General features: G+C 62.0%; 26 protein-coding genes. 20 read left to right on the top strand and 6 right to left on the bottom strand.

The features are described 5' to 3' along the window. The first annotated feature begins 67 nt into the window (after positions 1 to 67). The 3 genes from cysT to ACM6IP_RS04930 are packed head-to-tail and all read left to right on the top strand — an operon-like array spanning position 68 to position 2,765. Positions 68 to 886, top strand: coding sequence for a sulfate ABC transporter permease subunit CysT (gene cysT, locus ACM6IP_RS04940; protein ID WP_095170677.1), 819 nt, complete (start codon positions 68 to 70; stop codon positions 884 to 886). Between the two features lie 13 nt (positions 887 to 899). After that, positions 900 to 1,772, top strand: coding sequence for a sulfate ABC transporter permease subunit CysW (gene cysW, locus ACM6IP_RS04935; protein WP_159993088.1), 873 nt, complete (start codon positions 900 to 902; stop codon positions 1,770 to 1,772). 3 nt (positions 1,773 to 1,775) lie between these two features. Then, a complete protein-coding gene (locus ACM6IP_RS04930) occupies positions 1,776 to 2,765 on the top strand; it encodes a sulfate/molybdate ABC transporter ATP-binding protein (protein ID WP_095170673.1) in 990 nt (329 codons plus the stop codon). Positions 2,766 to 2,792: 27 nt separating this feature from the next. Here ACM6IP_RS04930 and ACM6IP_RS04925 read toward each other — a convergent pair whose 3' ends face one another. Together ACM6IP_RS04925 and ACM6IP_RS04920 are read right to left on the bottom strand one after the other, a co-directional pair. Beyond that, positions 2,793 to 3,413: a LysE family translocator gene (locus ACM6IP_RS04925; RefSeq protein WP_095170671.1), complete on the bottom strand. Its 621-nt coding sequence runs from the start codon at positions 3,411 to 3,413 to the stop codon at positions 2,793 to 2,795. 175 nt (positions 3,414 to 3,588) lie between these two features. Then, a complete protein-coding gene (locus ACM6IP_RS04920; protein ID WP_414861065.1) occupies positions 3,589 to 4,245 on the bottom strand; it encodes a response regulator in 657 nt (218 codons plus the stop codon). 30 nt (positions 4,246 to 4,275) lie between these two features. Here ACM6IP_RS04920 and ACM6IP_RS04915 point away from each other — a divergent pair, with 30 nt between their 5' ends. After that, positions 4,276 to 6,033: an ATP-binding protein gene (locus tag ACM6IP_RS04915; protein WP_414861064.1), complete on the top strand. Its 1,758-nt coding sequence runs from the start codon at positions 4,276 to 4,278 to the stop codon at positions 6,031 to 6,033. Positions 6,034 to 6,044: 11 nt separating this feature from the next. Here ACM6IP_RS04915 and ACM6IP_RS04910 read toward each other — a convergent pair whose 3' ends face one another. After that, positions 6,045 to 6,566, bottom strand: a complete 522-nt coding sequence (locus ACM6IP_RS04910; RefSeq protein WP_095170667.1) for a DUF962 domain-containing protein — start codon at positions 6,564 to 6,566, stop codon at positions 6,045 to 6,047. A gap of 85 nt (positions 6,567 to 6,651) precedes the next feature. Here ACM6IP_RS04910 and ACM6IP_RS04905 point away from each other — a divergent pair, with 85 nt between their 5' ends. Next, positions 6,652 to 7,338: a Crp/Fnr family transcriptional regulator gene (locus ACM6IP_RS04905; RefSeq protein ID WP_159993096.1), complete on the top strand. Its 687-nt coding sequence runs from the start codon at positions 6,652 to 6,654 to the stop codon at positions 7,336 to 7,338. 88 nt (positions 7,339 to 7,426) lie between these two features. Beyond that, positions 7,427 to 7,792, top strand: a complete 366-nt coding sequence (locus ACM6IP_RS04900; protein ID WP_159993098.1) for a response regulator — start codon at positions 7,427 to 7,429, stop codon at positions 7,790 to 7,792. A 6-nt stretch (positions 7,793 to 7,798) separates the two neighbouring features. On the opposite strand, the gene ACM6IP_RS04895 is transcribed toward ACM6IP_RS04900, so the two are convergent. After that, a complete protein-coding gene (locus ACM6IP_RS04895) occupies positions 7,799 to 8,803 on the bottom strand; it encodes an AraC family transcriptional regulator (RefSeq protein ID WP_095170662.1) in 1,005 nt (334 codons plus the stop codon). A gap of 100 nt (positions 8,804 to 8,903) precedes the next feature. Between ACM6IP_RS04895 and ACM6IP_RS04890 the strand changes: the two genes are divergently transcribed. After that, a complete protein-coding gene (locus ACM6IP_RS04890; RefSeq protein WP_414861063.1) occupies positions 8,904 to 9,977 on the top strand; it encodes a fatty acid desaturase in 1,074 nt (357 codons plus the stop codon). Positions 9,978 to 10,041: 64 nt separating this feature from the next. Here the strand turns inward: ACM6IP_RS04890 and ACM6IP_RS04885 are convergent, their stop codons facing one another. Further along, positions 10,042 to 10,962 carry a LysR family transcriptional regulator gene (locus ACM6IP_RS04885; RefSeq protein ID WP_414861062.1) on the bottom strand — a complete coding sequence of 307 codons (921 nt, stop codon included), beginning with the start codon at positions 10,960 to 10,962 and terminating at the stop codon, positions 10,042 to 10,044. Between the two features lie 407 nt (positions 10,963 to 11,369). On the opposite strand from ACM6IP_RS04885, the gene ACM6IP_RS04880 reads away from it, so the two are divergent. The 10 genes from ACM6IP_RS04880 to ACM6IP_RS04835 all read left to right on the top strand — a co-directional run bounded on the left by ACM6IP_RS04880 (position 11,370) and on the right by ACM6IP_RS04835 (position 19,315). Beyond that, positions 11,370 to 12,179: an energy transducer TonB gene (locus tag ACM6IP_RS04880; RefSeq protein WP_414861061.1), complete on the top strand. Its 810-nt coding sequence runs from the start codon at positions 11,370 to 11,372 to the stop codon at positions 12,177 to 12,179. Positions 12,180 to 12,224: 45 nt separating this feature from the next. After that, entirely contained in the window at positions 12,225 to 12,947 is a 723-nt protein-coding gene (locus ACM6IP_RS04875) for a MotA/TolQ/ExbB proton channel family protein (protein WP_095170640.1), read from the top strand. A gap of 1 nt (position 12,948) precedes the next feature. Beyond that, positions 12,949 to 13,350 (top strand): ExbD/TolR family protein, encoded by a 402-nt coding sequence (locus tag ACM6IP_RS04870; protein ID WP_034148436.1) that lies wholly within the window; start codon positions 12,949 to 12,951, stop codon positions 13,348 to 13,350. Between the two features lie 220 nt (positions 13,351 to 13,570). Continuing rightward, on the top strand, positions 13,571 to 14,152 hold the full coding sequence (locus ACM6IP_RS04865; protein WP_095170639.1) for an alpha/beta hydrolase: 582 nt from the start codon (positions 13,571 to 13,573) through the stop codon (positions 14,150 to 14,152). A 56-nt stretch (positions 14,153 to 14,208) separates the two neighbouring features. Next, positions 14,209 to 15,132, top strand: a complete 924-nt coding sequence (locus ACM6IP_RS04860) for a sigma 54-interacting transcriptional regulator (protein WP_159993108.1) — start codon at positions 14,209 to 14,211, stop codon at positions 15,130 to 15,132. Between the two features lie 173 nt (positions 15,133 to 15,305). Continuing rightward, positions 15,306 to 16,088 carry a MetQ/NlpA family ABC transporter substrate-binding protein gene (locus ACM6IP_RS04855; protein WP_414861060.1) on the top strand — a complete coding sequence of 261 codons (783 nt, stop codon included), beginning with the start codon at positions 15,306 to 15,308 and terminating at the stop codon, positions 16,086 to 16,088. Positions 16,089 to 16,337: 249 nt separating this feature from the next. Then, positions 16,338 to 17,003, top strand: a complete 666-nt coding sequence (locus tag ACM6IP_RS04850; RefSeq protein ID WP_095170633.1) for an amino acid ABC transporter permease — start codon at positions 16,338 to 16,340, stop codon at positions 17,001 to 17,003. Continuing rightward, a complete protein-coding gene (locus ACM6IP_RS04845; RefSeq protein WP_095170631.1) occupies positions 16,984 to 17,643 on the top strand; it encodes an amino acid ABC transporter permease in 660 nt (219 codons plus the stop codon). Before ACM6IP_RS04850 ends, ACM6IP_RS04845 begins: the two co-directional genes overlap by 20 nt. Continuing rightward, positions 17,640 to 18,437, top strand: coding sequence for an amino acid ABC transporter ATP-binding protein (locus tag ACM6IP_RS04840; RefSeq protein ID WP_095170629.1), 798 nt, complete (start codon positions 17,640 to 17,642; stop codon positions 18,435 to 18,437). The genes ACM6IP_RS04845 and ACM6IP_RS04840 overlap by 4 nt, the downstream gene beginning before the upstream one ends. Continuing rightward, positions 18,434 to 19,315 carry a transporter substrate-binding domain-containing protein gene (locus tag ACM6IP_RS04835; protein WP_159993112.1) on the top strand — a complete coding sequence of 294 codons (882 nt, stop codon included), beginning with the start codon at positions 18,434 to 18,436 and terminating at the stop codon, positions 19,313 to 19,315. The genes ACM6IP_RS04840 and ACM6IP_RS04835 overlap by 4 nt, the downstream gene beginning before the upstream one ends. 70 nt (positions 19,316 to 19,385) lie before the next feature. Here ACM6IP_RS04835 and ACM6IP_RS04830 read toward each other — a convergent pair whose 3' ends face one another. After that, complete coding sequence (locus tag ACM6IP_RS04830) at positions 19,386 to 20,555, bottom strand: AAA family ATPase (protein WP_401126489.1); 1,170 nt, start codon at positions 20,553 to 20,555, stop codon at positions 19,386 to 19,388. Between the two features lie 252 nt (positions 20,556 to 20,807). Between ACM6IP_RS04830 and ACM6IP_RS04825 the strand changes: the two genes are divergently transcribed. From ACM6IP_RS04825 to ACM6IP_RS04815, 3 genes are read left to right on the top strand one after another with little or no spacing between them, the layout of a single operon-like run. Beyond that, positions 20,808 to 21,914 (top strand): efflux RND transporter periplasmic adaptor subunit, encoded by a 1,107-nt coding sequence (locus ACM6IP_RS04825; protein ID WP_095170623.1) that lies wholly within the window; start codon positions 20,808 to 20,810, stop codon positions 21,912 to 21,914. Beyond that, positions 21,911 to 22,981 carry an efflux RND transporter periplasmic adaptor subunit gene (locus tag ACM6IP_RS04820; protein WP_095170621.1) on the top strand — a complete coding sequence of 357 codons (1,071 nt, stop codon included), beginning with the start codon at positions 21,911 to 21,913 and terminating at the stop codon, positions 22,979 to 22,981. The genes ACM6IP_RS04825 and ACM6IP_RS04820 overlap by 4 nt, the downstream gene beginning before the upstream one ends. Beyond that, positions 22,978 to 26,031 carry an efflux RND transporter permease subunit gene (locus ACM6IP_RS04815; protein ID WP_095170619.1) on the top strand — a complete coding sequence of 1,018 codons (3,054 nt, stop codon included), beginning with the start codon at positions 22,978 to 22,980 and terminating at the stop codon, positions 26,029 to 26,031. Before ACM6IP_RS04820 ends, ACM6IP_RS04815 begins: the two co-directional genes overlap by 4 nt. Positions 26,032 to 26,060 lie beyond the last annotated feature (29 nt).

Here is a 26,060-nt window from a genome sequence, read left to right as displayed (position 1 = left end):
TAAATTGCTATCAACGAGCCCCGGATTTACCTTCGGGGCTTTGTTGTGTTCTTGACCAAGGACTTTTATGTCGCGTCGTATCTCCCCCGTCATACCCGGCTTCGGGCTGACGCTGGGCTACACCTTGGTGTACCTCAGCCTGATTGTGCTCATACCCCTGGCGGCGATGTTCGTCCACGCCGCTCAACTTACCTGGGAGCAGTTCTGGACCATCATCACCGCACCGCGGGTGCTGGCGGCGTTGCAACTGAGCTTTGGCACGGCGCTGTGTGCCGCGATCATCAACGGCATCATCGGCACGCTGCTGGCCTGGGTGCTGGTGCGTTACACCTTCCCGGGACGCAAAATCATCGATGCGATGATCGACCTGCCCTTCGCCTTGCCCACTGCGGTGGCCGGTATCGCGCTCACGGCGCTGTACGCACCCAATGGCTTGGTGGGTCAGTTTGCAGCGGACATGGGATTCAAGATTGCCTATACCCCCCTGGGCATCACCCTTGCCCTGACGTTCGTGACCCTTCCGTTCGTGGTACGTACAGTACAGCCGGTATTGGCCGATATCCCGCGTGAAATCGAAGAAGCGGCGGCATGCCTGGGGGCCAAGCCCTTGCAAGTGTTCCGCTACATCCTGCTGCCGGCCTTGTTGCCCGCCTGGTTGACCGGTTTCGCCCTGGCATTTGCCCGGGGTGTCGGGGAGTACGGCTCGGTGATTTTCATTGCCGGTAACATGCCGATGAAAACCGAAATCCTGCCGCTGCTGATCATGGTCAAGCTCGACCAGTACGATTACACCGGCGCCACCTCCATTGGCGTGTTGATGCTGGTGGTTTCCTTTGTCCTGTTGCTGCTGATCAACTTGTTGCAGCGGCGCATCGAAACCCCATAAGGAGGCGCGAACCATGTCCCAATCGTCTATTAGCGCCGCTTCCTCGGCCAACGCTGCCCGTCGTGGCAGCGCCAGCTCACGACGGATCCTGATCGTCCTCGGCTGGCTGATCTTCGCCCTGTTCCTGTTGCTGCCCCTGTTCATCGTGGTGTCCCAGGGCCTGAAACTTGGCCTGGGCGCGTTCTTCGCTGCGATCTTCGAGCCCGACGCCTTGTCCGCCCTGAAACTCACGGTGATCGCGGTACTGATCTCGGTGCCGTTGAACCTGGTGTTCGGCGTCAGTGCCGCCTGGTGCGTGAGCAAGTACTCGTTCCGTGGCAAGAGCATGCTGGTGACCCTGATCGACTTGCCGTTCTCGGTGTCGCCAGTGATCGCCGGCCTGGTCTATGTGCTGATGTTTGGCGCCCAGGGCCTGTTCGGGCCGTGGCTGCAGGACCATGACATCCAGATCGTCTTTGCCTTGCCGGGCATCGTGCTGGCGACAATCTTCGTCACCGTGCCCTTTGTCGCGCGTGAGCTGATCCCGCTGATGCAGGAGCAGGGCACGCAGGAAGAGGAAGCCGCGCGCTTGCTGGGCGCCAACGGCTGGCAGATGTTCTGGCATGTCACCGTGCCGAACATCAAGTGGGGCCTGATCTACGGCGTGGTGCTGTGTACCGCGCGGGCGATGGGCGAGTTCGGTGCGGTGTCGGTGGTTTCCGGGCACATTCGCGGGGTGACCAACACCTTGCCGTTGCACGTCGAGATCCTCTACAACGAGTACAACCACGTCGCCGCGTTTGCCGTTGCGAGCCTGTTGCTGATCCTGGCGCTCTTCATCCTGCTGCTCAAGCAGTGGAGCGAAAACCGTATTAACCGCCTGCGCGCCAGCGCCGCGGAGGAATAATTCATGTCGATCGAAGTGCGTAACGTCAGCAAGAATTTCAACGCGTTCAAGGCGCTGGACAATATCAGCCTGGACATTCAGAGCGGCGAGCTGGTGGCTTTGCTCGGCCCGTCCGGCTGTGGCAAGACCACCCTGCTGCGGATCATCGCCGGGCTGGAAACCCCGGACCAGGGCAACATCGTGTTCCACGGCGAAGACGTCTCCGGCCATGATGTGCGCGATCGCAACGTCGGTTTTGTGTTCCAGCACTACGCGCTGTTTCGCCACATGACGGTGTTCGACAACGTCGCGTTCGGCCTGCGGATGAAACCGAAGAACCAGCGCCCGAGCGAAAGCCAGATCGCCGCCAAGGTCCATGAACTGTTGAACATGGTGCAACTGGATTGGCTGTCGGATCGCTATCCGGAGCAGTTGTCCGGGGGGCAACGCCAACGGATCGCCCTGGCTCGCGCTTTGGCGGTGGAACCCAAGGTGCTGTTGCTCGACGAGCCGTTCGGGGCCCTGGATGCCAAGGTCCGCAAGGAACTGCGGCGCTGGCTGGCCCGCTTGCACGAAGACATCAACCTGACCTCGGTATTCGTTACCCACGACCAGGAAGAGGCGATGGAAGTCGCCGATCGAATCGTGGTGATGAACAAGGGCGTGATCGAGCAGATCGGCTCACCGGGTGAGGTCTACGAAAATCCGGCCAGCGATTTTGTCTATCACTTCCTCGGCGACTCGAACCGCCTGCACCTGGGTGAAGACAACCACGTGCTGTTCCGTCCCCACGAAGTGTCGCTGTCGCGCCATGAACTGGAAGACCATCACGCCGCCGAAGTCCGCGACATTCGCCCCCTGGGCGCCACCACCCGGGTGACCTTGAAGGTGGAAGGCCAGAGTGAGTTGATCGAGGCTGAAGTGGTCAAGGACCACGACAGCCTGACCGGCCTGGCCAAGGGCGAGACCCTGTTCTTCAAACCCAAGGTCTGGCAAAAAGTCTCCAACCTGTAGCAGCCCGTAACAGCTGCTACACAACGTTCATTTCAAGCCGCTTTGCAGCACCAGCACACACCCCAGACCGATCAGGATCGTGCCGCTGAAACGCGGCACGAATCGCTGGCAGCCGGCCGTGGACAAGGGGCCGAGCAACAGCGATGCGCCCAGCACTGCGCCCACGTCGGCGAGGGAAAACACCAGATTGACGAAGCTGCCCAGCAGCAGGAACTGCAGCCAGACCGGTGCCGAGGCGGTGACGTCGACAAATTGCGGCAGGAAGGTCAGGAAAAACAGCGCGGTTTTCGGGTTGAGCACTTCCACCACCACACTGTCTCGCAGCACCCCGGGCTCTTTCGGGGTGTCGGTCGTGGCGGCCTGTCGACTCTTGACGATCATCGATCCCCCCAGCCAGATCAGATAGCCGGCGCCCGCCAGGCGGATCACGTCGAACGCCATCGGTGCTGCGTGCAGTAGCGCCGACAAGCCGAAGGTGGCTGCCGCAATGTGCGCGTAGCAACCCAGGTGAATACCCAGCGCCGCCTTGAGTCCGGCGCGCCGGCCGTGGGCGAGGGTCTGGCTGGTCATGTACAGAATGGCCGGCCCTGGCATGCAGGCGAAGGCCAGGGTGGCGGTGGCGAAGGGAATCCAGAGATGCAGGGACATGGTGGTGCTCTTCCAGTGAGTGATGCCTTCGGGCAGGTTCTGGAAGACGCTGGAGGGAAAGGCCGGGCAGGTCGTGCGAGCAGCGAAGTACCAGAGCCGCAAGGTTAGGGCGGGGGGAAAGGCGGTGAAATACGGCAGTTGTCGTATTTTATCCAGCGGGGCAACGCAGCATGCTTCAGCCCACAGCCAGCCCGAGGCGGACGGCGTACACCGCCAGTTCGGCGGTGTTGTGCAGGTCGAGTTTGCGCATCAGGTTTTCCCGGTGTTTGCGCACGGTCAACGGGCTGATGTGCAGGGCGTCAGCAATGTCTTGCGCGGACTGGCCCGAAGCAACCAGGCCGAGGATCTGCTGCTCGCGGCGGGTCAGGCCGCCGCCACTGGTTATCAGGTGGGCGTCGGGGGTGCTGCTGCCATGGCCCTCCACCGCGAAGCGCACGGCCACGGCCAGGTAGCGCTGGTTCAGGCGAATGGCATCGATGGCGTCGAACAGCTCATGGCTTTCGTCGGCCTTGGTGACGTAGCCCTGCACGCCCGCTTCGAGCACGCCGCGAATGGTGCTCAACTCGACGTTGGCGGTCAGCACGAGGATTTTCAACCGCGGGTAATCGGCGCGCAGTTGGCGAATGAATTGCAGGCGGTTGACCCCCGGCATACCCAGGTCCAGGAGCAGCAGGTCGACCTGGTGTTGGGCCAGGACGCTGAGGATCGCATCGCTGTGGGCGGCCTCGCCGACCACCTGCAGATCATCGCGGGTGGACAGGAGAAATCTCAGGCCGTCGCGCACGATGCTATGGTCATCGGCAATCAGGACGTTCAGGCGCTTCACTTCCATTTTCAGTCGCTCTTTTTATTGGGATTGGCCATGCCCGAGATTATCCAGCGCAAGTATTTCGTCGATCTGCTGTTTCGACAATCCTACGCGGTGCTGTTTGCCAACTTCGTCATACCCTTGCCGGTGGCGTATGTGTTCAGGCATGCCGTGCCTTTGAGCTGGATCATTGGCTGGATCCTGGCGATGTACGGCCTGACGGCTATCCGGCTGCTGCTCTCGCGAACTTACTTTAGCCAATCCCCACGGATCGACCACCACCAGGCGCAACAGTGGGCCTGGCGGGCATCGGCGCTGTCGTGGATGTCGAGCCTGCTCTGGGGCGTGCTCGGCTGGGTCGGCTTTGCCGCCGGCGATCCACAGTTGCTGGCGTTTACCTGCGTGGTGCTGACCGGCCTGGTGTGTGGAGCGGTGCCCTCACTGTCGGCATTCCCGCCGGCCTACGCCGGTTCGCTGGTGGCCATGCTGCTGCCCGTCACCCTGCAGTGCCTGCTGCATTCGGGGGAAACCTACACCATCTACCTGTTCTTTCTCGCCTGCCTGGCCGGGGTCAATCTGTATTACAGCCGGGTCACCTACCGCACACTGTGCGAGACCATCCGCTTGCGCCTGGAAAACGTCGAACTGGTTGGCCGCCTGGAGCAGGAGCGTGATCGCGCGCAGGCTGCCGATCAAGCCAAATCGCGTTTCCTGGCGGCTGCCAGTCATGACTTGCGCCAACCTATCCATGCCCTGGGCCTGTTTGTCGCGGGCCTGGCGGCGCTGGCTGAGCGCGGCGCTGTGCGGGCCGACAAGGCGCGTGAGGTAGCGGCTCGCCTGGGCGCGGTGATCGGCAATCTCGGTAGCCTGCTCAACGGCTTGCTGGACATCTCGCGGCTGGACGCTGGCGTGGTGGTGGTGAAGCGCGAAGCAGTGTCGCTGGAACGCTTGTTCATCGACCTGGGCGACGAATTCGAGGCCATCGCCCGCACCCGCCAGTTGCACTGGCGAATCCACCCCAACCACCATTGGGTCGACACCGACCCGGTGTTGCTCAAGCGCATCCTCGATAACCTGCTGTCCAACGCTTTTCGCTACACCGATGGCGGCGGCGTCCTGCTGGGCTGTCGGCGGCGGGGCGGGCAGCTGGAGATCCAGGTCTTCGATACCGGGCCGGGCATTGCAGCGGAGTATCGCGGGCAGATTTTCGAAGAGTTCGTCCAGTTGCATAACCCCGAGCGCGACCGCAGCCAAGGGCTCGGCCTGGGCCTGGCGATCGTGCGTCATACCGCGCGGCTGCTGGGGCATGCAACACGCCTGGTCTCGGTGCCAGGGCGTGGTTCGATGTTCTCGATCCGGGTCCCGCTTGCGGCGCCGGCGAGCAGGCCAGCCATCGCGCCGCAGCTGCAACGCTCGGACAATGCCCTGGGCATTCTGATCATCGATGATGAACCCAGCGTGCTGGAGGCCCTGCGCGATTTGCTGGAAGTCTGGGGCCACAGGGTCTACGCAGGCGCCTCGGTGGCGCAGGCCTGTGAGCAGCATGGCGCAGCGAGCGAGACGGGGCGGGCGGCGGTGGACCTGATCCTCAGTGACTACCGCCTGAACGGCATGAGCGGCCTGGAGGCGATCCGCCGCGCCCGGCAGTACCTCGATCAGACCGTGCCGGCGATCATCATTACCGGTGACACTTCACAGGCGTGCCAGCAAGAGACCGCAGCGAGCCATTTCCGGGTCTTGCAAAAACCCCTCGACGCGGCGGTCTTGCGTGACAGCCTCAAGGCCTGCCTGGATGCTCGAATGGCCCGCTGAACTGCGCCGCCTCAGGCGCGGCCGTGGGTCATGCTGCGCACCGGACCTGCCCGTTGCTCGATCTGCTCCTTGAGGTCATGGCGCAGGCCCAGCAGGAATGCCAGTTCGGCCACCACGAACAGCGGCCCGACGATCAACCCGCTGACATCATCGACAAACGCCGGTTTGCGTCCTTCGTAGTAATGCCCGACAAACTGGATCACCCAACCCAGCACAAACAGCCCGATGCCGCTGCCCAGCCACACCCCGGTGCTTTGCACCGCGACGACCTGGCCCAGCCACACGGACAGGCCGAGCAGCGCCGTCATGAGCACGCCCAGGCGCACTTCCAGGCGCAGGTAGAACCACGCCGAGGCCAGGGCCACGAGCACTGCCGGCGACAGCCAGAGCCCGGCCACCGACCAGGACGGCCGTGACAGCAGCACCGCGACGGCCACCACAATCAACGGAATCCCGATAAAGTGGCTGGCGATATTGCGCGGGTCACGGTGGTAAGCGGCGTATTGACTGAGGTGGTCAACCAGGCTTTTCATTGTTATTCCTCCTGTAGGGATGTTGATCATGCCCTGAGGCCCGTCGTTGCTCTGTCAGCCAGACGACAATCACTGTGGAGTCTTCATGCAAATACCGGCCTGGCGTGCATGCCTGATGCAGGGGCAGTGGTTCAGCCACCTGCCATCCTGTCTTCAGGATAGCTTGCTGTCCCTGGCGCGCGTGCGGCACTTGTCCGCGGGGCAGCGCCTGTTCGGTCGCGGCGATGCACCCTGTGGCCTGTACGCCGTACTGGAGGGCGCGGTGCGGGTGGGGGCGGTGAGCGAGCAGGGCAAGGAGGCGTTGTTGAGCCTGATCGAAGCGCCGCACTGGTTCGGTGAAATCTGCCTGTTCGACGGCCAGCCACGCACCCATGATGCCTACGCGGTGGGGCCCTGCACCTTGTTGCAACTGCCACAGGCCGCATTGCTGGCCTATCTCGATCAGCAACCACAGCACTGGCGGCAACTGGCGCTGCTGATGAGCCACAAACTGCGCCTGACCTTCATCAACCTTGAACAATTGACCCTGCTGGCGGCCCCGGCCCGGGTGGCACACCGGCTGCTGATGATCGCCGATGGCTATGGCGAGATCGAGCCGGCGCGGCGAGTCCTGCAACTGCCTCAGGAGCAACTGGCGTTGCTACTGTCACTGTCGCGCCAGACTACCAACCAGATCCTGCGGGACCTGGAAAGCCAGGGCATTCTCAGCCTGGGTTACGGCGCAATCGAGATCCTCGATGCCCCGCGGTTGCGCGCGCTGGTGCAGCCGTGACGTGCTCGGTTGATCCGAAATAAGCGTTAGTGATGGGCTTTGGCCGCCAAGGCGCCTAGCCTGTAGCGACGAATATTCGAGGTGTGCCATGCGATTGCTGTTAGTGGAAGACGAGCCGGAAATCGCCAAGGCGCTGGCCCAGGGCCTGAGCGAAGCCAGCTACACGGTGGATGTGGCCGACAACGGCATGGCCGGTCGGCGTTTCATCGAGACCGTTGAATATGACCTGATCATTCTCGACGTGATGCTGCCGGGCCTGAACGGCTGGCAACTGTTGCAACAGATCCGCCAGCTCGGTGCGACACCGATACTGTTCCTGACCACCAAGGACGGGATCGAGGACCGTTTGCGTGGCCTGGAACTGCATGAAGATGACTACCTGCTCAAGCCGTTCACCCACAGCGCGCTGGTGGCACGGGTACGCAAGTTGTTGCGCCGCGATCGCGGGCGCTGACAGTCTTCAGCGCAACCCATCGCGAAACTGCCCCGGTGTCATCCCGGTCCAGCGCTTGAACGCGCGGCTGAAGCTGCTGGTGTCGGCGAATCCCAACAGATAACTGATTTCGCTCAACGAGCACTGCGGGTCGCGCAGGTGCAACAGGGCCAGGTTCTCGCGGCTTTCGTTGAGCAGGGTGTCGAAGCGACAGCCCTCGTCCGCCAGGTGCCGTTGCAGGCTGCGCAGGCTCAGGTGCAGGGCCTGGGCGATGCGTTCGGCGCTGGGTTCGCCTTCGGGCAGTTGCTCCTCGATGGCGTCGCGAACCTTGCGCTCCCAGGTCAGTGGCTTGAGTTGCGCCAGGGTGCGCTTGAGCACGGTCTCGTTGTGCTCGGCCAGTTCCGGGTTGGCGTCGTCCAGGTGACTGTCGAAATCCTCCAGGGAAAACTCCAGGCGATCCTCTTCGGCGGCGAAGTACACCGGTGCGCGGAATACCTTGTGCCAGGGATGGGGGTCGGCCGGCTCCGCGCGCCGCAAGTACACCGCCAGTGGCGCGTATTCGCGGCCCAGGCGGTTGCGGCAGGTGCGCACATAGATCGCGGCGAAGGCATCGAGGGCTTCGGGAGCCGGCGCCGGGCTGTCGGCGGGGACTTTGAGGGTGAAGCAGTAGCGGTCCTCAGCCCGGCTCAAGTGCAGTTCGAGGGCATCACTGACGACCTGGTGATAACGCACGATGCGCTCGAACACTTCGCGCAGGCTGCCACTGGCCACCAGCGCATAGCCCAGTGCGTGAAAAGTGGTCGGGCTGACGAACCGCGAGACCCGTAGGCCGATCGCCGGGTCGCCACTGGCCTGGACGGCCAGTTCCCACAGGCGCGTGGTGGCCGAGAGTGGATACCGCGCGTTGGGGTCGTCCATCAATTGTGGGTCGAGCCCGGCTTGCCGGCACAGCACATCGCTGTCGAAGCCCAGGGCATCGAGTTGTTTGCGCAGGGCGCGGGTCCAGCTGGCGAGTGAGGTGGGTTCAATCATGATGATTGGCGCTTCCGGTCAACAGGTTGGCGTTCACAGCTAGCGCCCAACGCGACCGCACAGGGCAGGATGCGAACATCAATAACCAGAGGATGGAAGCATGCACGGTACTTCTGCAAGTCCCGAACGCCTGAATGCACAACAACGATCGGCGCATATTCGTGAAGTGGTGCTCGCCAAGGGCGTCGAGCTGCGCCAGCGTTACCCGCTCCTGCTGCATCAGGATGCGCTTGGCGCCGGCATCCTGGCCTTTGCCCTGGCCGGGATGGTCGGTTCGGCGGCGCTGTACATCAGCGGGCACATGGCCTGGTGGGTGTGCCTGCTGCTCAACGCTTTTTTTGCCTCGCTGACCCATGAGCTGGAGCACGACCTGATCCACAGCATGTACTTTCGCAAGCAGCGGCTGCCGCACAACCTGATGATGGGACTGGTCTGGCTGGCACGCCCGAGCACCATCAACCCGTGGATCCGCCGTCACCTGCACCTCAATCACCACAAGGTATCCGGCACCGAGAGCGACATGGAAGAGCGCGCCATCACCAACGGTGAGCCATGGGGCATCGCTCGGTTGCTGATGGTCGGCGATAACCTGATGTCGGCCTTTATCCGCATGCTGCGGGCCAAGACCTGGGCGCACAAGCTGAGCATTGTCCAGCGCAGCCTCAAGGTCTATGCGCCGCTGGCACTGCTGCATTGGGGCGCCTGGTACGTGTTCCTCGGCTTTCACGGGATCAACGGCTTCGCCTGGCTGATGGGCACTGCGGTGGAGTGGTCAGCGAGCACCCTGGCGGTGATGCAGGTGATCGATATCGCCGTGGTGGTGATCATTGGTCCCAACGTGCTGCGCACCTTCTGCCTGCACTTCGTCAGTTCGAACATGCACTATTACGGCGATATCGAGGCCGGTAACGTGATTCAGCAGACCCAGGTGCTCAACCCGTGGTGGATGTGGCCGATGCAAGCGTTCTGCTGCAACTTCGGCAGCAGCCACGGCATTCACCATTTTGTGGTCAAGGAGCCGTTCTACATCCGCCAGATGACTGTGCCGGTGGCACATAAGGTGATGCGTGAGATGGGGGTGCGGTTCAATGATTTCGGGACCTTCGGCCGCGCCAACCGGTTTACCCGCAAGGAGCAGGTGGCGGGGGAAGAAGTGCGTACCGTGCGGGCTTGATGGGTGGTTCCATAGGCGCATAGGAGCGAGCCGGGCGGCGCTGCGCCTGCTCGCGATCGGCGGTTCAAACGGCCACGGCCATGCCCTGTTTATCCACCGCCACCAGGGTTTCGATCAGGGCCCGCGCCGCCGGTGACAGGCGATAGCCGGTGCGGCTGACGATGCCGCAGCGGGCGTTCATGCTTTCGATGTTCTGCGCCAGGTTGCGCCAGTGCAACAGCGCCAGCGAGCCCTGGGCGATGTCTTCGACAAAAGCTTCTTCGGTGCCGACGCCAATTGCGTTGGACTGCAGCACGATCTTCACCAGCGCCGGAAAATGCTCGGTCTCGATGGTCGGGGAAAAATCGGTACGGCCACTGAGGTTGGCCAACAGTTTGCGAATGCCCGGCGGGATCAGTGTGGTCGCCAGCGGGTAGTCGAACATGTCATTGGTCGACAGGCTTTCCTTGGCCAGCAACGGATGCCCCTGGCGGCAGAAAAACACCCCGCGCTTGGGGGTCAGGGCGCGGGTCTGGAAGTTCGGGTCGGCCTCGAAGTGACGGATGTCGGCGATGAAAAATTCGATCTCTTCACGGCTTAGCGCGCGGCTGAGTTTTTCCCAGTTATCCACTTGAAAGCAGGTGCGCACTTTTGGGTGCGCGTTGACGAATTGCGCCACTGCATCCGGCACCAGTTTCACCGCCGGCGCCGAGCCACAGCCAAAGTGCACTTCACCGGCATCGAGCTTGGTCATCTGCGTCACTTGCGCGCTGAGCAGCGCCGCGCCCTGGACCAGGGTCAAGGCGTGCTGCAATACCACCTGGCCCTCGGGGGTGGGACGCAGATCTTTGTTGGCGCGGTCCACCAGCACGCAACCGAACTCCTGCTCCAGGCCCTGGATACTGCGGCTGAAGGCCGGCTGGGTGATGCCCATGGCGTCGGCGGCGCGGACAAAACTGCGGTGCTCATTGAGGGCGATGAAGTAACGCAACTGACGAAGATCCATAGGCTTTTACGGCATCCCGAAAATAGCTCGCCGGCATTTGCGACAAGGGTTGCCTGAGGTTTTAAAGGCAACCTCTTATTCCGTCAACGAAGCATATAAGTACCTATTAGATCTAAATTGAATATATATAGAGCGGCGCTCGAAAACGGCGTCCGTTTTTCATGCCTTTGGCGAATATTTTCAATGCCTGCAAGGCATGGGGTTTTTGCGCCTCCTCTGTAGCCCTTGAACCGTGTGGCTTTGCGCCTGGACGTGGTTTTTTATATTCCATACGGTTCTATGTGAAGCCTTAAAAATTACTTTAAGGGATAAGCCTCTGCCGCCAATCATTCACCTCCAGGCATTAGCGCGGGGGGAATCAGGCGCTGCTGTCGGGTTATTCGCAAAAGACCGTAGGGAGTCATTCAATGGGCAATGTCCAGACCGCCGCCAGTGCACATGAGGTGTTGTGGCGCCAGGCGCCAAGTGGTGAGTTGGTCGATCTCGGCCGGGCTTATCGCACGCCTCTGGGCCAGTTGCGGCTGCAAAAGACGCCCAAGAGCAGCTTGCGCCGTCGTGAGGCGATTGTGCTGGCGGTGCTGGCAGTGCTGGTGCATGGCGCAGTGATTTATTGGGTCAATCAACAACCCACGCCGGCGCTGCCGATCGTGCCGCCGGAAATTCCGCCGATGACCATCGAGTTCTCGCGTCCGGCGCCGCCAGTGGTCGAACCGCCACCGCCACAACCGGCACCGCCGCCGGTTGTGGAGCCACCGCCACCGGTGGTGGATGAACTGGCGGTCAAGCCACCGCCAAAACCCAAGCCGATCCCCAAACCGGTGGTCAAGCAGGTGCCCAAGCCCGTGCCAAAAGCCGTGCAACAGCCGCCTGCGCCGCCGCAACCGGCAGCCCCGGTGGCGGCGCCAGCACCGCCTGCACCCCCGGCGCCGGCACCGGTGACTCCGGCCTCGGCCAACGCCGCGTACCTGAAGAACCCGGCACCGGAATATCCGTCGCTGGCCCAGCGTCGGGGTTGGGAGGGCACGGTGTTGTTGCGGGTGCACGTACTGGCCAGCGGTAAACCGGGGGAGATCCAGATCCAGAAAAGCAGTGGCCGCCAGCAGCTCGACGATGCGGCATTAAGTGCCGTGAAACGTTGGAGCTTTGTGCCGGCCAAGCAGGGTGATGTCGCCCAGGACGGCTGGGTCAGCGTGCCCATCGATTTCAAGATTCATTGAACCGCAACTTATTCGCGCTAAGTGTTTACACAGAGGGAACACATCATGACGTTACTGGCATCTCCACTCGAATCCATCGAAAGCGCGGTGATCTGGCTGCTGGTGGTCTTTTCCGTCGCCACCTGGGGCCTGGCGTTGCTCAAGGGTGTGCAGTTCGCGCGCCTGAAAGCCCAGGATCGCAAATTCCATAAACAGTTCTGGGCCGCCTCCAGTCTCGATTCGGCGGCTGAACTGAGCGAGACCCATCCCGGTGCTGCTGCCCGCGTGGCCCAGGCCGGTTACGCGGCGATCCAGGTCGGTGAAGCGCCGGCGGCGGACCTGAGCCAGGCGATCAATCACCAGGACCGCCTGGAGCGCGCCTTGCGCCAGCAAATCGTACGTGAACGGCGCTCGCTGGAAACCGGCCTGGCCGTGGTCGCGAGTATCGGCAGCACCTCGCCGTTCATCGGTCTGTTCGGCACTGTGTGGGGCATCATGGAGGCCTTGAAGGGCATCAGCGCCGCCGGCTCGGCAAGCTTGGAAACCGTGGCCGGACCGATTGGTGCCGCGTTGGTGGCGACGGGTGTGGGGATCGCGGTCGCCGTGCCAGCGGTGCTGGTCTACAACTATTTCCTGCGTCGCCTGAAGCTCACCGCCGCCGATCTGGATGACTTTGCCCACGACTTCTACAGCCTGGCGCAGAAGAGCTCGTTCCGCGTGCTGCTGCACCCGACGGCGCAAAAGAACACCGCCCAGAACGCTGTGCATAAAGTGAAGGAGGCGTCCTGATATGGCCTTCTCTACCCAAGACAGCGATGAGGTACTGAGTGAGATCAACGTCACGCCGCTGGTGGATGTGATGCTGGTGTTGCTGGTGGTGTTCATCGTCACTGCACCGCTGCTGACCAATGCGATTCCGATCAACCTGCCCAAGACCGAAGCGGTCGCCCCGGTGGAACAGAAAGATCCACTGGTGGTGAGCATCGACGGCGCCGGCAAGCTGTTCATCAACAAGGATGAAATCCAACCGGACTTGCTGGAGTTCAACCTGCAGGCGGCCAAGGCCAAGGACCCGGAGGTGCGGGTGCAGTTGCAGGCCGATGACGGTGTGAACTACGGCGAAGTGGCGCGCGCCATGGCGTCCATCGAACGGGCGGGTATTACCAAGCTTTCGGTGATTACTGCGCGCTAATCCATCACAGTTTTCCAGGGCCGTCTCCTTGGCAGGGTGCGGCCCTTTTTTTATTTATCGCAATCCCCCCCCGCTCGTAAGTGCTGGCTTGCCAGCGCACCTCACCCTCTCAAACTTTCATATTCTATTAGGGTATTAATAAATAGCTTCTTATTCCTTAACGAATATAAATCTCATCCCTATACTCGATCAGGAACAGACACGCACAGGAGAGCTCCCCATGCGCAACGAATCAATTCGCTACCTGATTGTGCCGGGCTGGCAGGGATCGCCAGACGATCATTGGCAGACCCACTGGCAGAACAGTCTGCCGAACAGCGCACGGGTCGAGCAGGCCGATTGGCTCACCCCTCGTCGTGAAGACTGGGTGGCCGCGCTGGCCGAGGCCATTGCTGCCGACAGTACGCCGGTGATCCTCATCGCCCACAGCCTGGGTTGCATCACCGTTGCCCATTGGGCGGCCACTGCACCCTTGCAGGCGCTGCGCCAGGTGCGCGGGGCCCTGCTGGTGGCGCCTGCCGATGTCGAGCGCCCGGCGTGCGTGCCGGCGTTGCGCAATTTCGCACCGATTCCCACGCACCTGCTGCCGTTTCCCAGCCAGGTCGTCAGCTCTGACAACGACGCTGCCGTGAGCGCCCCGCGCGCCCTCGAGCTGGCGCGCAACTGGGGCGCCGAGGCAGGCGTCCTGGCAGGTGCTGGACACATCAACGTGAAGTCCGGCCACCATCGTTGGGAGCAGGGGTTCGCTTACCTGTATCGCCTGCAGAACCGCATGGAACACCACGCCCTGCGCCGCGCCTGATCGTCCATTTCAATTCAACGCCCCCGTCCGCCGGCGGTTTTGGGCGGGAGCCTGCCATGAGTTTGCATGAAACCTTCGGTCAGCCATTGCTGACCTTTCCCGACGCAGAAAAAAGCCCGCTGAGCATTCGTGCCAAGGCGCTGGTGTTCGTCGACCCACGTTCGCGCACCTTGCGCCAGGAGCTGGAGCAACTGGCACCGCGGGCGATTTCGGTGTTGATTCACGGCGAAACCGGCAGTGGTAAAGAATTGCTGGCACGCCACATTCACCGGGCCAGTGATCGCGGTGGCTTGTTCGTCTCGGTCAATTGCGGCGCCATCAGCCCGACCTATGCCGATGCCGAGCTGTTCGGTTATGCCGGCGGCAGTTTCAGTGGCTCGGCCAGCAGCCGTGCCGGCTGGTTTGGTTCGGCCAACGGCGGGACCCTGTACCTGGATGAGATCGGCGACTTGCCGCTGCCGATCCAGATCAAGTTGCTGGCGGCCCTGGAGAATCACGAAGTCACCCGGGTCGGCGCCCAGCAGCCGAGCCCGGTCGATGTGCGCCTGGTGGCCGCCACCAGCATCGACCTGGCGCAGGCCGTGGCGGCCGGTAAATTCCACGAACGGCTCTACCACTACCTCAGCGAAGGCCAGTTGCAATTGCCGGCGCTGCGCGAGCGGGTGGGTGACATTCAATCGCTGGCCGAATATTTCCTCGGCATCTACAGCCAGCGCCTGGGCTTGCCGGTGCCCTTTATCAGCGACGCGGCGCAGCAGGTGCTGGAGCAACACAGTTGGCCGGGCAACACCCGTGAGCTGGAGAACGTCATTCATTTTGCGTTGCTGGTCAGCAGCGGTGACGAGATTGCGCCAGAGCATTTGAACCTGCCAGCCACCGAGCAGCCGTTGCAGTTGATTGAGCGCTGGGTGGAGCAATGGGTCCGCAGTGGTAACCGTGAACCTCTGGACAGGCTGAAGCGGCTGTTGGCGCACGTGTAATTCGCAGTGCGTGACGGTTGCGGAGTTGTTATTCGTTTATCGAATATAGACTTCGATAAAAAGTATTTTTACGGCATAAAAAATCCGGGTATTGTCCGCCTCACGCCAGCGATAGCACTTCACTGGCACCTCACTTTTAAGCCGTTGTCGACAACGACAAATAAGGACACTGCATGAAAAAGGTTCTGTTGTTTACCGCACTCGCGGCTGCCCTGACGGCTGGCCTGGCCCAGGCCGGCGAGAAACTGGTGGTCGCGGCCACTCCGGTACCGCACGCCGAGATTCTCGAGTTGGTCAAGCCAACTCTCGCCAAAGAAGGCGTGGACCTGGAAATCAAAGTCTTCACCGATTACGTGCAACCGAACGTACAGGTCGATCAGAAGCGTCTGGACGCCAACTACTTCCAGACCCTGCCGTACCTGCAGAGCTTCAATGAAGGCAAAGGCACTAACCTGGTGACTGTGATCGGTGTGCACGTCGAACCTTTCGGCGGTTACTCGAAGAAAGTCAAAACCCTGGCTGAGCTCAAGGATGGCGCAACCATCGCCATCCCGAACGAGGGCAGCAACAGCGGTCGCGCCTTGATCCTGCTGCAGAAAGCCGGCCTGATCGAATTGAAAGATCCGAAAAACGCCCTGGCTACGCCAAAAGACATTGCCAAGAACCCGCACAACTTCAAGTTCAAGGAACTGGAATCGGCCATGCTCCCGCGCGTGCTGGATCAGGTCGACCTGGACATGATCAACACCAACTACGCGCTGGAAGCTGGCCTCAACCCAGCTAAAGACGCACTGGTGATCGAAGGCGCGGATTCGCCTTACGTGAACTTCCTGGTGGCTCGTCCAGACAACAAGGACAGCGTCGCGATCCAGAAACTGGCCAAGGCCTTGACCAGCCCTGAGGTGAAGGAATTCATCGCCAAGAAGTACAGCGGCGCGGTCCTGCCGGCGTTCTGATCACGCGATAAACCCCTTCAAGGTTTGAACGCCGACGGCTGCTGCAGCGTCGGCGTTTTTTTATGCCCGGGGGATTGATCCTGGCCACCTACGCCAATCCGGGGCATAGGTTTTTGCGTGATATCAATATGCTTTAACGGTATTTAAATCTTTCTTTTTATGCCTTTAAAGTCAGTGCCTGCCGAGCTGTTATCCACAGCCTTATGGACTGCACCACCGTCGTTTACCCAGCGACGTCCAGGATTCCCCATGACTTTTGACTACGCGTTTATCCTTGGCACCCTGCCGGCATTCCTGCGCGCCGTAGGCGTGACCCTGCAGGTGGGCTTGATCGCTATCGGCACCTCGTTGCTGGTGGCCGTGCTCAACGCCACCGTGCTGGTGCTGCGTACCCCCTACTTGCAGCGCCTGGTGGCGGTGTACGTCGAGCTGGCGCGCAATACCCCGCTGCTGATCCAGCTGTTCTTCGTCTACTTCGCCTTGCCCGCGCTGGGGGTGAAGGTCTCCGGCTTTGCGGCAGCGATCATCACCATGACCTTCCTCGGTGGCGCGTACCTGACGGAAGTCCTGCGGGCCGGGGTCGAGGCGGTGCCGGCGGCGCAACTGGAATCGGGTCGCTCGATCGGCCTGTCCAACGGGCAATTGCTGCGCTACGTGATCCTGCCGCAAGCGGGGCTGCTCAGCCTGCCGTCGCTGTTTGCCAACTTCATCTTCCTGCTCAAGGAGACCACGGTGGTCTCGGCGGTGGCGGTGCCGGAAATTCTCTACACCACCAAGAGCTACATCGCGCTGTATTACAAAACCTACGAAATGCTCGCCGTGCTCACGCTGATCTGCGTGCTGTTGTTCTTGCCGCTGTCGCTGCTGCTCAGCCGCCTGGAAAGGAGGCTCCAGCATGGCCAGTTCGGGTCTTGAGTTGCTCTGGGTGTCTCTGCCGCAACTGGCCAGGGGCGCTGCGCAAACCCTGTCGATCTCTTTCCTGAGCATCGCCATCAGCACCTTGGGCGGGGTGCTCTACGGCGTGCTGTGCAACCTCCATGTGCAATGGCTGAAGGTGGTCTTGCGGGTGTACCTGGAGCTGTTCCGGGCGATCCCGGTGCTGGTCTGGCTGTACCTGCTGTTTTTTGGCCTGCCGATCTTTTTTGGTCTGAGCCTGCCCAGTTTCTGGTGCGCGGTGTTGGTGCTGTCGTTGTGGGGCGCCAGCGAAGTCGGCGAAGTGGTGCGCGGGGCGTTGCATTCCTTGCCACGTGGGCAGCGTGAGGCGGGCTTGTCGATTGGCCTGTCCGGCCCGCAACTGTTCGGTTATGTGCTGTTGCCCCAGGCGCTCAAGCGCATGACGCCACCGACCATCAACGTCTACACGCGAATCATCAAGACCAGTTCGCTGGCGGTGCTGATCGGCGTGGTGGATGTGATCAAGGTCGGGCAGCAGATCATCGAACGCACCTACGAGTCGGTGCTGATCTACGGCGCGTTGTTCCTGTTTTTCTTTTTTATCTGCTACCCGCTCTCGGCCGCCTCGCGTGTGCTGGAGCGGCGTTGGACGCAAGCATGAGCGCATTGATCGAGTTCAAGGGTTTCAACAAATTCTTCGCTGAGCAGCAGGTGCTCAAGGGCATCGACCTGAGTGTCGAGGCCGGTGAAGTGATTGTCATCCTTGGTCCCAGCGGCTGCGGCAAAAGTACCTTGCTGCGTTGCCTCAATGGCCTGGAAGTCGCTCATAGCGGAGAGTTGCTGTTTGCCGGGCGCCAGTTATTGGACAGCAACACCGACTGGCGCCAGGTGCGTCAGCAGATCGGCATGGTGTTCCAGAGTTACCACCTGTTCCCGCACATGAGCGTGCTGGACAACCTGCTGCTCGGCCCGCTCAAGGTGCAGAAGCGCGACCCCCGTGAAGCCCGTGAACAAGCCTTGGCCCTGCTCGAACGGGTAGGCCTGGCAGACAAGCGCGACGCCTTCGCCCGTCAGCTCTCCGGTGGTCAGCAGCAACGCATCGCGATTATTCGCTCACTGTGCATGAACCCTCAGGTGATGCTGTTCGATGAAGTGACCGCAGCCCTTGACCCGGAGATGGTCAAGGAGGTGCTGGAAGTGATCCAGGGCCTGGCGCGCGAGGGCATGACGCTGCTGATCGTGACTCACGAAATGGCCTTCGCCCGCGCGGTGGCCGACCGCATCGTGTTCATGGATGCCGGACGCATCCTGGAACAGAACCCACCCGAGATTTTCTTTACGAACCCGCAAACCGCACGCGCGCAGCAGTTCCTGGAGAAGTTCTCCTACGTCGAAGCTCTGCCGAAACAGGCAGCTGCGGCTCATTCGCAAAAAAAGGAACCGTTACCCTCATGAAAACTGCCAAGTCTTCCCTGCTGCTACTCCCCTTGTTCGGCCTTGCGCTGCTGGCCGGCTGCAACAAGACTGAAGAGCCGCCCAAGCCCAAAGTCGCCAGTGAAAGCACCGCGCCGGCCAGCTACCTGGAAAAAATCAAGGCACGGGACAAGCTGATTGTCGGCGTCTTCACCGACAAGCCACCGTTCGGTTTTGTCGATGAGGCGGGGCGCTACGTCGGGTTTGATACCGACATCGGCCGGCAATTCGCCAAGGACCTGCTGGGCGACGAGAACAAGGTCGAGTTTGTCGCCGTGGAGCCGGCCAGCCGGATCCCGTTTCTGCAAAGCGACAAGGTCGACCTGATCCTGGCCAACATGACCGTGACCCCCGAGCGCAAGGAAGCGGTTGAGTTCACCAACCCGAACCTCAAGGTGGCGGTGCAGGCGCTGGTGCCCCAGGCCAGTGACGTGAAGAGCCTGCAAGACCTGGCCAGCCGCACGACCATCGTCACCACCGGCACCACCGCCGATATCTGGCTGACCAAGAACCACCCGGACTGGAAACTGCTCAAGTTCGAGAAAAACTCCGAGTCTCTGCAAGCCCTGGCCAACGGTCGTGGCGACGCTTATGCCCAGGACAATCTGGTGCTGTTCAGCTGGGCCAAGCAGAACCCGGGCTACCGCGTACTCGACGAAACCCTGGGGGCCGAAGCACCGATTGCCCCGGCTGTGAAGAAGGGCAACATCGAGCTGCGTGACTGGGTCAATGCCGAGCTGGCGAAGCTGGGTGAAGAAAAGTACCTGCTCAAGCTCTACGACCAATATGTGCGCAAAGAGCTCAGCGACGACACCAAGCCTGAAAGCGTGATTGTCGAAGGCGGCAAGTGGCAGGGCTGAATTCTTCAGCGCTGCAGTGATCCTTGGGAGCGCTTCGCTGGTGGGTCAGCGAAGCGGTTTTTCGAGTGGCTCAATCCGGCCAGTTCCACGCCGGTTCATCGAGCATGCCCTGGCCGACCATTTCGCTCTGGCCGAAATTTTTCTCAAGCACAATGGCGTTGCACTCAGGGTCTTGTTGCAGCGCAGCAATTAAGCGGCTGGCGTGGGACACCACCCACAGCTGGCTCGCATGTGAGGCGCGGATGATCAACCGCGCAAGTGCCGGCAGCAGGTCCGGGTGCAAGCTGGTTTCCGGCTCGTTGAGCACCATCAGCGTCGGTGGTCGTGGCGTCAGCAGCGCCGCGATCAGCAGCAGGTAGCGCAAGGTGCCGTCCGACAATTCGGCGGCGGACAGCGGGCGCAACAAACCTTCCTGATAGAACTCGATGGCAAACCGCCCGCCCTGCACCGGGGCGATGTTCAGGCGCGCACCCGGGAAGGCGTCGCCGATGGCGGTTTGCAGGGCCTGCGGATCGCCGATTTCGCGGATGGTCTGCAGGGCTGCCGCCAGGTCTCGGCCATCGTGATGCAGCACCGGAGTGCGTGTTCCCAACTGCACCTGGCGCGCGGGTGCTTCGGCGTCCGTGCGAAAGTGATCATAAAAACGCCAGCCGCGAATCTGTTCGCGCAGCAGCAACACCTCGGGAGAGGAGCGCAGGTTGCCGACCTGGTCGAACAAGCTGTCGAAGGTCGGCGTGTGCTGGGCCAGCACCTCCCAGGTGGACCCTTCGCGGGCGCGGATCATCGGGCCGGCGCGATTGACCAGCAGGCTGGCAGGGCGATACAGGGCTCCAGCCCAAATGCACTCGCGCTTGATTTCCGGGTCCAGGGAAAAATACGACACCTCCTCTGGCAGCGGCATAGGCAGCCCCAGGGCGATCGCATAACTGAAGTCGTCACCACTGAAACCCAGGCGCAGGCGCATAGGTCCTTGGCGTTGCGACGCCTGGATTGGCACTTCCCCGTTGCGCATGCGCCGGCTGATGTTCTCCGGGCCGGCCCAGAAGGTTGAATCCAGCCCGCCTTCGCGCGCCAGCGCGTTGACCACGCCACCCTGGGCGGTCTCGGCCAGCAGGCGCAGGGCGCGGTAAAGGTTGGATTTGCCGCTGCCATTGGGGCCGGTAATCAGATTCAGCCGTGCCAGCGGGATCACCAGTTTGTTGATCGAGCGGTAGTTGGCCACGGCGAGGGTCTTGAGCATCCGCAAACTCCTTTGTAGCGAGGACTTGTCCGGGTTGTGACAGATCCGACACGAAACCATCCACACAGTGTGTCAGGATATTAGCCATTTAGCGCCCCACGCTGTGGCGCAGCGGATTGAATCCCGCCGATTTCAAGCTGTCCATGGAAGCGGCGCAAATTGATTTGCGCCACTGGATGCGTCGTTGCCACCCTGATCTAAGCTCTTGAGTCGTACGCCGCACATTCGCCCGCAACACGCAAAGGAGCCTGCATGGCTGGTCCTGGATTGAAAATTATTGTTGGCCTGAGTGTGTTTGGGCTACTGACCGCCTGCGGCGACAAGCCAGCGGTCGAGAAGGAACGCCCCAGGGTGTTCGTGCAAGAGGTCAAGCTGGCAGATTACGCCGCTTCCGTGACCCTGACCGGGGACGTGCAGGCACGGGTCCAGACCGATCTGTCATTTCGGGTTGGGGGCAAGATCATCCAGCGCACGGTGGATGTCGGTGACCGGGTGACGGCCAAGCAGGTGCTCGCCCGGCTCGACCCCAAGGACCTGCAGACCAATGTCGACTCGGCCCAGGCCCAGGTGGTCGCCGAACAGGCGCGGGTCAAGCAGACCGCTGCGGCATTTGTGCGCCAGCAAAAACTCCTGCCCAAGGCCTACACCAGCCAAAGTGAATATGACTCGGCCCAGGCCGCGCTGCGCAGCAGCCAGAGCGCATTGGCCGCGGCGCAGGCGCAGTTGGCCAACGCCCGTGAGCAACTGAGCTACACCGCGCTGATTGCCGACGCACCGGGGATCATCACCGCACGCCAGGCCGAAGTCGGCCAGGTGGTGCAGGCCACGGTGCCGATTTTCAGCCTGGCCCGCGACGGCGAGCGGGATGCGGTGTTCAACATCTACGAATCGCTGCTGACTGAACCGCCGGAAGACAAAACGGTGGAGGTCAGCCTGCTCGACAATCCGAAGATCAAGACCACCGGTACGGTGCGCGAAATCACCCCGGCGGTGTCGGCGCAAACCGGTACGGTGCAGGTCAAGGTCACCCTCAGTGAGTTGCCCGAAGGCATGCGCCTGGGCTCGGTGGTCAGTGCCACGGCCAATGTGCCGGGCAAGTCGGCGGTCGAACTGCCGTGGTCGGCATTGACCAAGAACCTCAGCGATCCGGCTGTATGGTTGGTCGACAGCCAGGGCAAGGCCCAGCTCAAGACCGTCACGGTCGGTCGCTACCTTTCCGGCAAGGTGATCATCAGCGACGGCCTGAGCGACGGCGAGAAAGTCGTCACCGCCGGCGGCCAGTTGTTGCACCCCGATGTGCGGGTGGAAATCGTTACCCCTTCCGCAAGCGCACCGCAATTGCCAGGAGTCCAGCCATGAAGCGCCTGGTGATGTTGCTGGGGGCCGGCCTGTTGCTGGCCGCCTGTTCCGATAAAGAGCCGCCGCCTGAGCCGGTGCGCCCGGTGCTGTCGATCGAAGTGCGCGCCTATGACCAGGAAAACCTCGGGCGTTTTGCCGGGAGTATCCAGGCGCGGTATGAAAGCAATACCGGGTTCCGGGTACCAGGGCGCATTGCCAGCCGCAACGTCGATGTCGGCAGCGAAGTGGCGAAGGGCGCCTTGCTCGCGACCCTCGACCCCACCGATCAACAGAACCAGTTGCGCGCCAGCCAGGGCGACCTGGCGAAGATCGAGGCGCAATTGATCAACGCCCAGGCCAATGCACGGCGCCAGCAGGAGCTGTTCAACCGTGGCGTGGGGGCGCAAGCCCAACTGGACTTGGCCCAGACCGACTTGAAAACCACCCAGGCGTCACTCGACCAGGCTCGGGCCGCCGTCAGGCAGTCCCAGGACCAGTTGGCCTACACCGAGTTGCGCACCGACCATGCCGCAGTCGTCACGGCCTGGAACGCCGAGGCTGGACAGGTCGTGACCGCCGGCCAGCAGGTGGTGACGCTGGCCCGGCCGGATATCAAGGAAGCGGTGATCGACCTGCCTGCAGACCTTGCCGAGCAGTTGCCTGCCGATGTGGTGTTTGTGGTGGCGGCGCAACTGGATCCGTCGACCCATACCACGGCGATCATTCGCGAAATCGAACCCCAGGCACAAAGCGCGACCCGCACCCGTCGCGCGCGCCTGACCCTGGCCGAGACGCCAGTGGGCTTGCGCCTGGGCACGGCCATCAGTGTCACCCTCAGCTCGGCCATCAAGCCGCGCATCGAGTTGCCACTCACCGCCGTGCAGGACGTCGACGGCAAATCGCGGATCTGGGTGATCGACCCGCAGAACCAGACCGTTTCCCCACGGGACGTCAGCCTGCTCAGCCGTGGTGCCGACAGTGTGATCCTGGGAGGCGGGGTGAAGAATGGCGAGCGTGTGGTCAGTGCCGGTGTGAACAGCCTCAAACCGGGGCAAAAAGTCAGAATCGATGAGGAAAGCCCGCGATGAAAGGGAGTTTCAACTTATCCGAATGGGCCCTCAAGCATCAGTCGTTTGTCTGGTACCTGATGTTCGTCGCCTTATTGATGGGGGTGTTTTCCTACCTCAACCTGGGCCGCGAGGAAGATCCCTCGTTCACCATCAAGACCATGGTCATCCAGACCCGCTGGCCGGGTGCGACCCAGGAGGAAACCCTCAAGCAGGTGACTGATCGCATCGAGAAAAAACTCGAAGAGCTCGACTCGCTCGACTACGTGAAAAGCTACACCCGTCCGGGTGAGTCCACGGTCTATGTGTACCTGCACGACACCACCAGCGCCAAGGACATTCCGGAAATCTGGTACCAGGTACGGAAGAAAATCGGCGATATCCACGGCAGCTTCCCGCGGGGCATCCAGGGCCCGTCGTTCAACGATGAGTTCGGTGATGTGTTCGGCTCGGTGTTCGCCTTCACCGCCGATGGCCTGTCGATGCGCCAGTTGCGCGACTACGTCGAGCAGGCCCGTGCCGAGATTCGTGATGTGCCGGGGCTGGGCAAGATCGAGATGGTCGGCCAGCAGGACGAAGTCATCTACCTGAATTTCTCCACCCGCAAACTGGCGGCGTTGGGCATCGACCAGGCGCAAGTGGTGCAGAGCCTGCAGACCCAGAACGCGGTGACTCCGGCCGGGGTGATCGAGGCAGGACCGGAGCGAATATCCGTGCGGACCTCGGGGCAGTTCGCCTCGGAGAAAGACCTGGCGACGGTCAACCTGCGTCTCAACGATCGTTTCTACCGCCTGGCCGACATCGCCGAGATTACCCGTGGCTACGTCGACCCGGCCGCGCCGATGTTCCGTTTCAACGGCCAGCCCGCCATTGGCCTGGCCGTGGCGATGCAGAAGGGTGGCAACATCCAGGAGTTCGGCAAGGCGCTGCACCAGCGCATGGACGAACTCACCGCCGACCTGCCCGTGGGCATCGGTGTGCACAAGGTTTCCGATCAGGCCGAAGTGGTAGAGGAGGCCGTCGGTGGCTTTACCAGTGCGCTGTTCGAGGCAGTGATCATCGTCCTGGTGGTCAGCTTCATCAGCCTGGGAGTGCGCGCGGGACTGGTGGTGGCCTGCTCGATTCCGTTGGTGCTGGCGATGGTCTTTGTGTTCATGGAGTACAGCGGCATCACCATGCAGCGGATCTCCCTCGGCGCGTTGATCATCGCCCTGGGCCTGCTGGTGGACGATGCAATGATCACGGTGGAGATGATGGTCACGCGCCTGGAAATGGGCGAGACCAAGGAGCAGGCGGCTACGTTCGCCTATACCTCGACCGCGTTCCCGATGCTCACCGGGACCCTGGTGACCGTCGCCGGTTTTGTGCCGATCGGCCTCAACGGCAGCTCCGCCGGGGAATACACCTTCACCCTGTTCGCCGTGATCGCGGTGGCGATGCTCGTCTCCTGGATTGTCGCGGTGCTGTTTGCCCCGGTGATTGGCGTACACATCCTCAGCAGCAAGGTGAAGCCACATTCCACCGAGCCTGGGCGTGTTGGCCGGGCCTTCAACGGTGGCCTGCTGTGGTGCATGCGCAATCGCTGGTGGGCCATCGGCATCACGGTGCTGTGCTTCGTGCTGGCGGTGTTCTCCATGCGTTTTGTGCAGAACCAGTTCTTCCCGTCATCGGATCGCCCAGAGATCCTGGTCGACCTCAACCTGCCACAGAACGCCTCGCTGGATGAAACCCGCAAGGTGGTCGACCGTCTCGAAGCCACCCTCAAGGGCGACCCTGACATCGTGCGCTGGAGCACTTACATCGGCCAGGGCGCGATTCGTTTCTACCTGCCACTGGACCAGCAACTGCAGAACCCGTACTACGCCCAGTTAGTGATTGTCAGCAAGGACTTCGAAGCGCGCACGGCCCTCAGCCAGCGCCTGCGTGAGCGTCTGCGCGAGGACTTCGTGGGTGTCGGCAGTTATGTGCAGGCGCTGGAGATGGGCCCGCCCGTGGGCAGGCCGATCCAGTACCGGGTCAGCGGCAAGGACATCGATCAGGTGCGCAAACACGCGATTGACCTGGCCAGCGAACTGGACAAGAGCCCGCATATCGGCGAGATCATTTTCGACTGGAACGAGCCGGGCAAGGTCCTGCGCATCGACATTGCCCAGGACAAGGCGCGGCAACTCGGGCTGTCGTCCGAGGACGTGGCGAGCCTGATGAACAGCATTGTCAGTGGCTCGACGGTGACCCAGGTCGACGATGACATCTACCTGATCAACGTCGTCGGTCGCGCCGTGGATGCCGAGCGGGGCTCGCCGAAGACCCTGCAGAACCTGCAGATCCTCACCCCGAGCGGAACCTCGATCCCGCTGCTGGCCTTTGCCACCGTGCGCTACGAACTCGAGCAACCTTTGGTGTGGCGTCGCGATCGCAAGCCGACTATCACCATCAAGGCGGCGGTGCGCGATGAGATCCAGCCAACGGATCTGGTCAAGCTGCTGAAGCCGGACATCGAGAAGTTCGCCGCAGCGTTGCCGGTAGGCTACAAGGTTGCCACGGGCGGTACGGTGGAGGAGAGCGGCAAGGCCCAGGGGCCGATTGCCAAGGTTGTGCCACTGATGCTGTTCCTGATGGCGACGTTCCTGATGATCCAGTTGCACAGTGTGCAGAAGTTGTTCCTGGTGGCGAGCGTCGCGCCGCTAGGCCTGATAGGGGTAGTGTTGGCGCTGATCCCGACGGGTACGCCCATGGGCTTTGTGGCGATCCTGGGGATCCTGGCGCTGATCGGCATCATCATTCGTAACTCGGTGATCCTGGTGACCCAGATCGACTCGTTCGAGCGCGACGGTTGTTCCCCCTGGGATGCAGTGGTGCAAGCCACCGAGCACCGCCGCCGACCGATCCTGCTGACGGCGGCCGCCGCGAGCCTGGGCATGATCCCGATTGCCCGGGAAGTATTCTGGGGACCGATGGCCTACGCCATGATTGGCGGGATCATCGTCGCCACCCTGCTCACGCTGCTGTTCCTGCCGGCGCTGTATGTGGCCTGGTACAAGATCAAGGAGCCGACTAAAGAGGCGGTATAAAGGCGAGCGCCATGCGCTCATCGCGAGCA

It is taken from the genome of Pseudomonas sp. IT-P176 (assembly GCF_949767245.1).
GTDB lineage: Bacteria > Pseudomonadota > Gammaproteobacteria > Pseudomonadales > Pseudomonadaceae > Aquipseudomonas.
Note: the sequence above shows the minus strand (reverse complement) of the source record. Positions and strands in the feature narration are given on the sequence as shown.

Bases quoted from the DNA above. Each gene is read 5' to 3' on its own strand.
- ACM6IP_RS04855 (WP_414861060.1), top strand. From the start codon at position 15,306: ATGAAAAAGGTTCTGTTGTTTACCGCACTCGCGGCTGCCCTGACGGCT.
- ACM6IP_RS04870 (WP_034148436.1), top strand. From the start codon at position 12,949: ATGGCCTTCTCTACCCAAGACAGCGATGAGGTACTGAGTGAGATCAAC.
- ACM6IP_RS04865 (WP_095170639.1), top strand. From the start codon at position 13,571: ATGCGCAACGAATCAATTCGCTACCTGATTGTGCCGGGCTGGCAGGGA.
- ACM6IP_RS04845 (WP_095170631.1), top strand. From the start codon at position 16,984: ATGGCCAGTTCGGGTCTTGAGTTGCTCTGGGTGTCTCTGCCGCAACTG.
- cysW (WP_159993088.1), top strand. From the start codon at position 900: ATGTCCCAATCGTCTATTAGCGCCGCTTCCTCGGCCAACGCTGCCCGT.
- ACM6IP_RS04835 (WP_159993112.1), top strand. From the start codon at position 18,434: ATGAAAACTGCCAAGTCTTCCCTGCTGCTACTCCCCTTGTTCGGCCTT.
- ACM6IP_RS04875 (WP_095170640.1), top strand. From the start codon at position 12,225: ATGACGTTACTGGCATCTCCACTCGAATCCATCGAAAGCGCGGTGATC.
- ACM6IP_RS04825 (WP_095170623.1), top strand. From the start codon at position 20,808: ATGGCTGGTCCTGGATTGAAAATTATTGTTGGCCTGAGTGTGTTTGGG.
- ACM6IP_RS04880 (WP_414861061.1), top strand. From the start codon at position 11,370: ATGGGCAATGTCCAGACCGCCGCCAGTGCACATGAGGTGTTGTGGCGC.
- ACM6IP_RS04910 (WP_095170667.1), bottom strand. From the start codon at position 6,566: ATGAAAAGCCTGGTTGACCACCTCAGTCAATACGCCGCTTACCACCGT.
- ACM6IP_RS04895 (WP_095170662.1), bottom strand. From the start codon at position 8,803: ATGATTGAACCCACCTCACTCGCCAGCTGGACCCGCGCCCTGCGCAAA.
- ACM6IP_RS04915 (WP_414861064.1), top strand. From the start codon at position 4,276: ATGCCCGAGATTATCCAGCGCAAGTATTTCGTCGATCTGCTGTTTCGA.
- ACM6IP_RS04905 (WP_159993096.1), top strand. From the start codon at position 6,652: ATGCAAATACCGGCCTGGCGTGCATGCCTGATGCAGGGGCAGTGGTTC.
- ACM6IP_RS04930 (WP_095170673.1), top strand. From the start codon at position 1,776: ATGTCGATCGAAGTGCGTAACGTCAGCAAGAATTTCAACGCGTTCAAG.
- cysT (WP_095170677.1), top strand. From the start codon at position 68: ATGTCGCGTCGTATCTCCCCCGTCATACCCGGCTTCGGGCTGACGCTG.
- ACM6IP_RS04815 (WP_095170619.1), top strand. From the start codon at position 22,978: ATGAAAGGGAGTTTCAACTTATCCGAATGGGCCCTCAAGCATCAGTCG.
- ACM6IP_RS04925 (WP_095170671.1), bottom strand. From the start codon at position 3,413: ATGTCCCTGCATCTCTGGATTCCCTTCGCCACCGCCACCCTGGCCTTC.
- ACM6IP_RS04920 (WP_414861065.1), bottom strand. From the start codon at position 4,245: ATGGAAGTGAAGCGCCTGAACGTCCTGATTGCCGATGACCATAGCATC.
- ACM6IP_RS04820 (WP_095170621.1), top strand. From the start codon at position 21,911: ATGAAGCGCCTGGTGATGTTGCTGGGGGCCGGCCTGTTGCTGGCCGCC.
- ACM6IP_RS04900 (WP_159993098.1), top strand. From the start codon at position 7,427: ATGCGATTGCTGTTAGTGGAAGACGAGCCGGAAATCGCCAAGGCGCTG.
- ACM6IP_RS04885 (WP_414861062.1), bottom strand. From the start codon at position 10,962: ATGGATCTTCGTCAGTTGCGTTACTTCATCGCCCTCAATGAGCACCGC.
- ACM6IP_RS04830 (WP_401126489.1), bottom strand. From the start codon at position 20,555: ATGCTCAAGACCCTCGCCGTGGCCAACTACCGCTCGATCAACAAACTG.
- ACM6IP_RS04840 (WP_095170629.1), top strand. From the start codon at position 17,640: ATGAGCGCATTGATCGAGTTCAAGGGTTTCAACAAATTCTTCGCTGAG.
- ACM6IP_RS04860 (WP_159993108.1), top strand. From the start codon at position 14,209: ATGAGTTTGCATGAAACCTTCGGTCAGCCATTGCTGACCTTTCCCGAC.
- ACM6IP_RS04850 (WP_095170633.1), top strand. From the start codon at position 16,338: ATGACTTTTGACTACGCGTTTATCCTTGGCACCCTGCCGGCATTCCTG.
- ACM6IP_RS04890 (WP_414861063.1), top strand. From the start codon at position 8,904: ATGCACGGTACTTCTGCAAGTCCCGAACGCCTGAATGCACAACAACGA.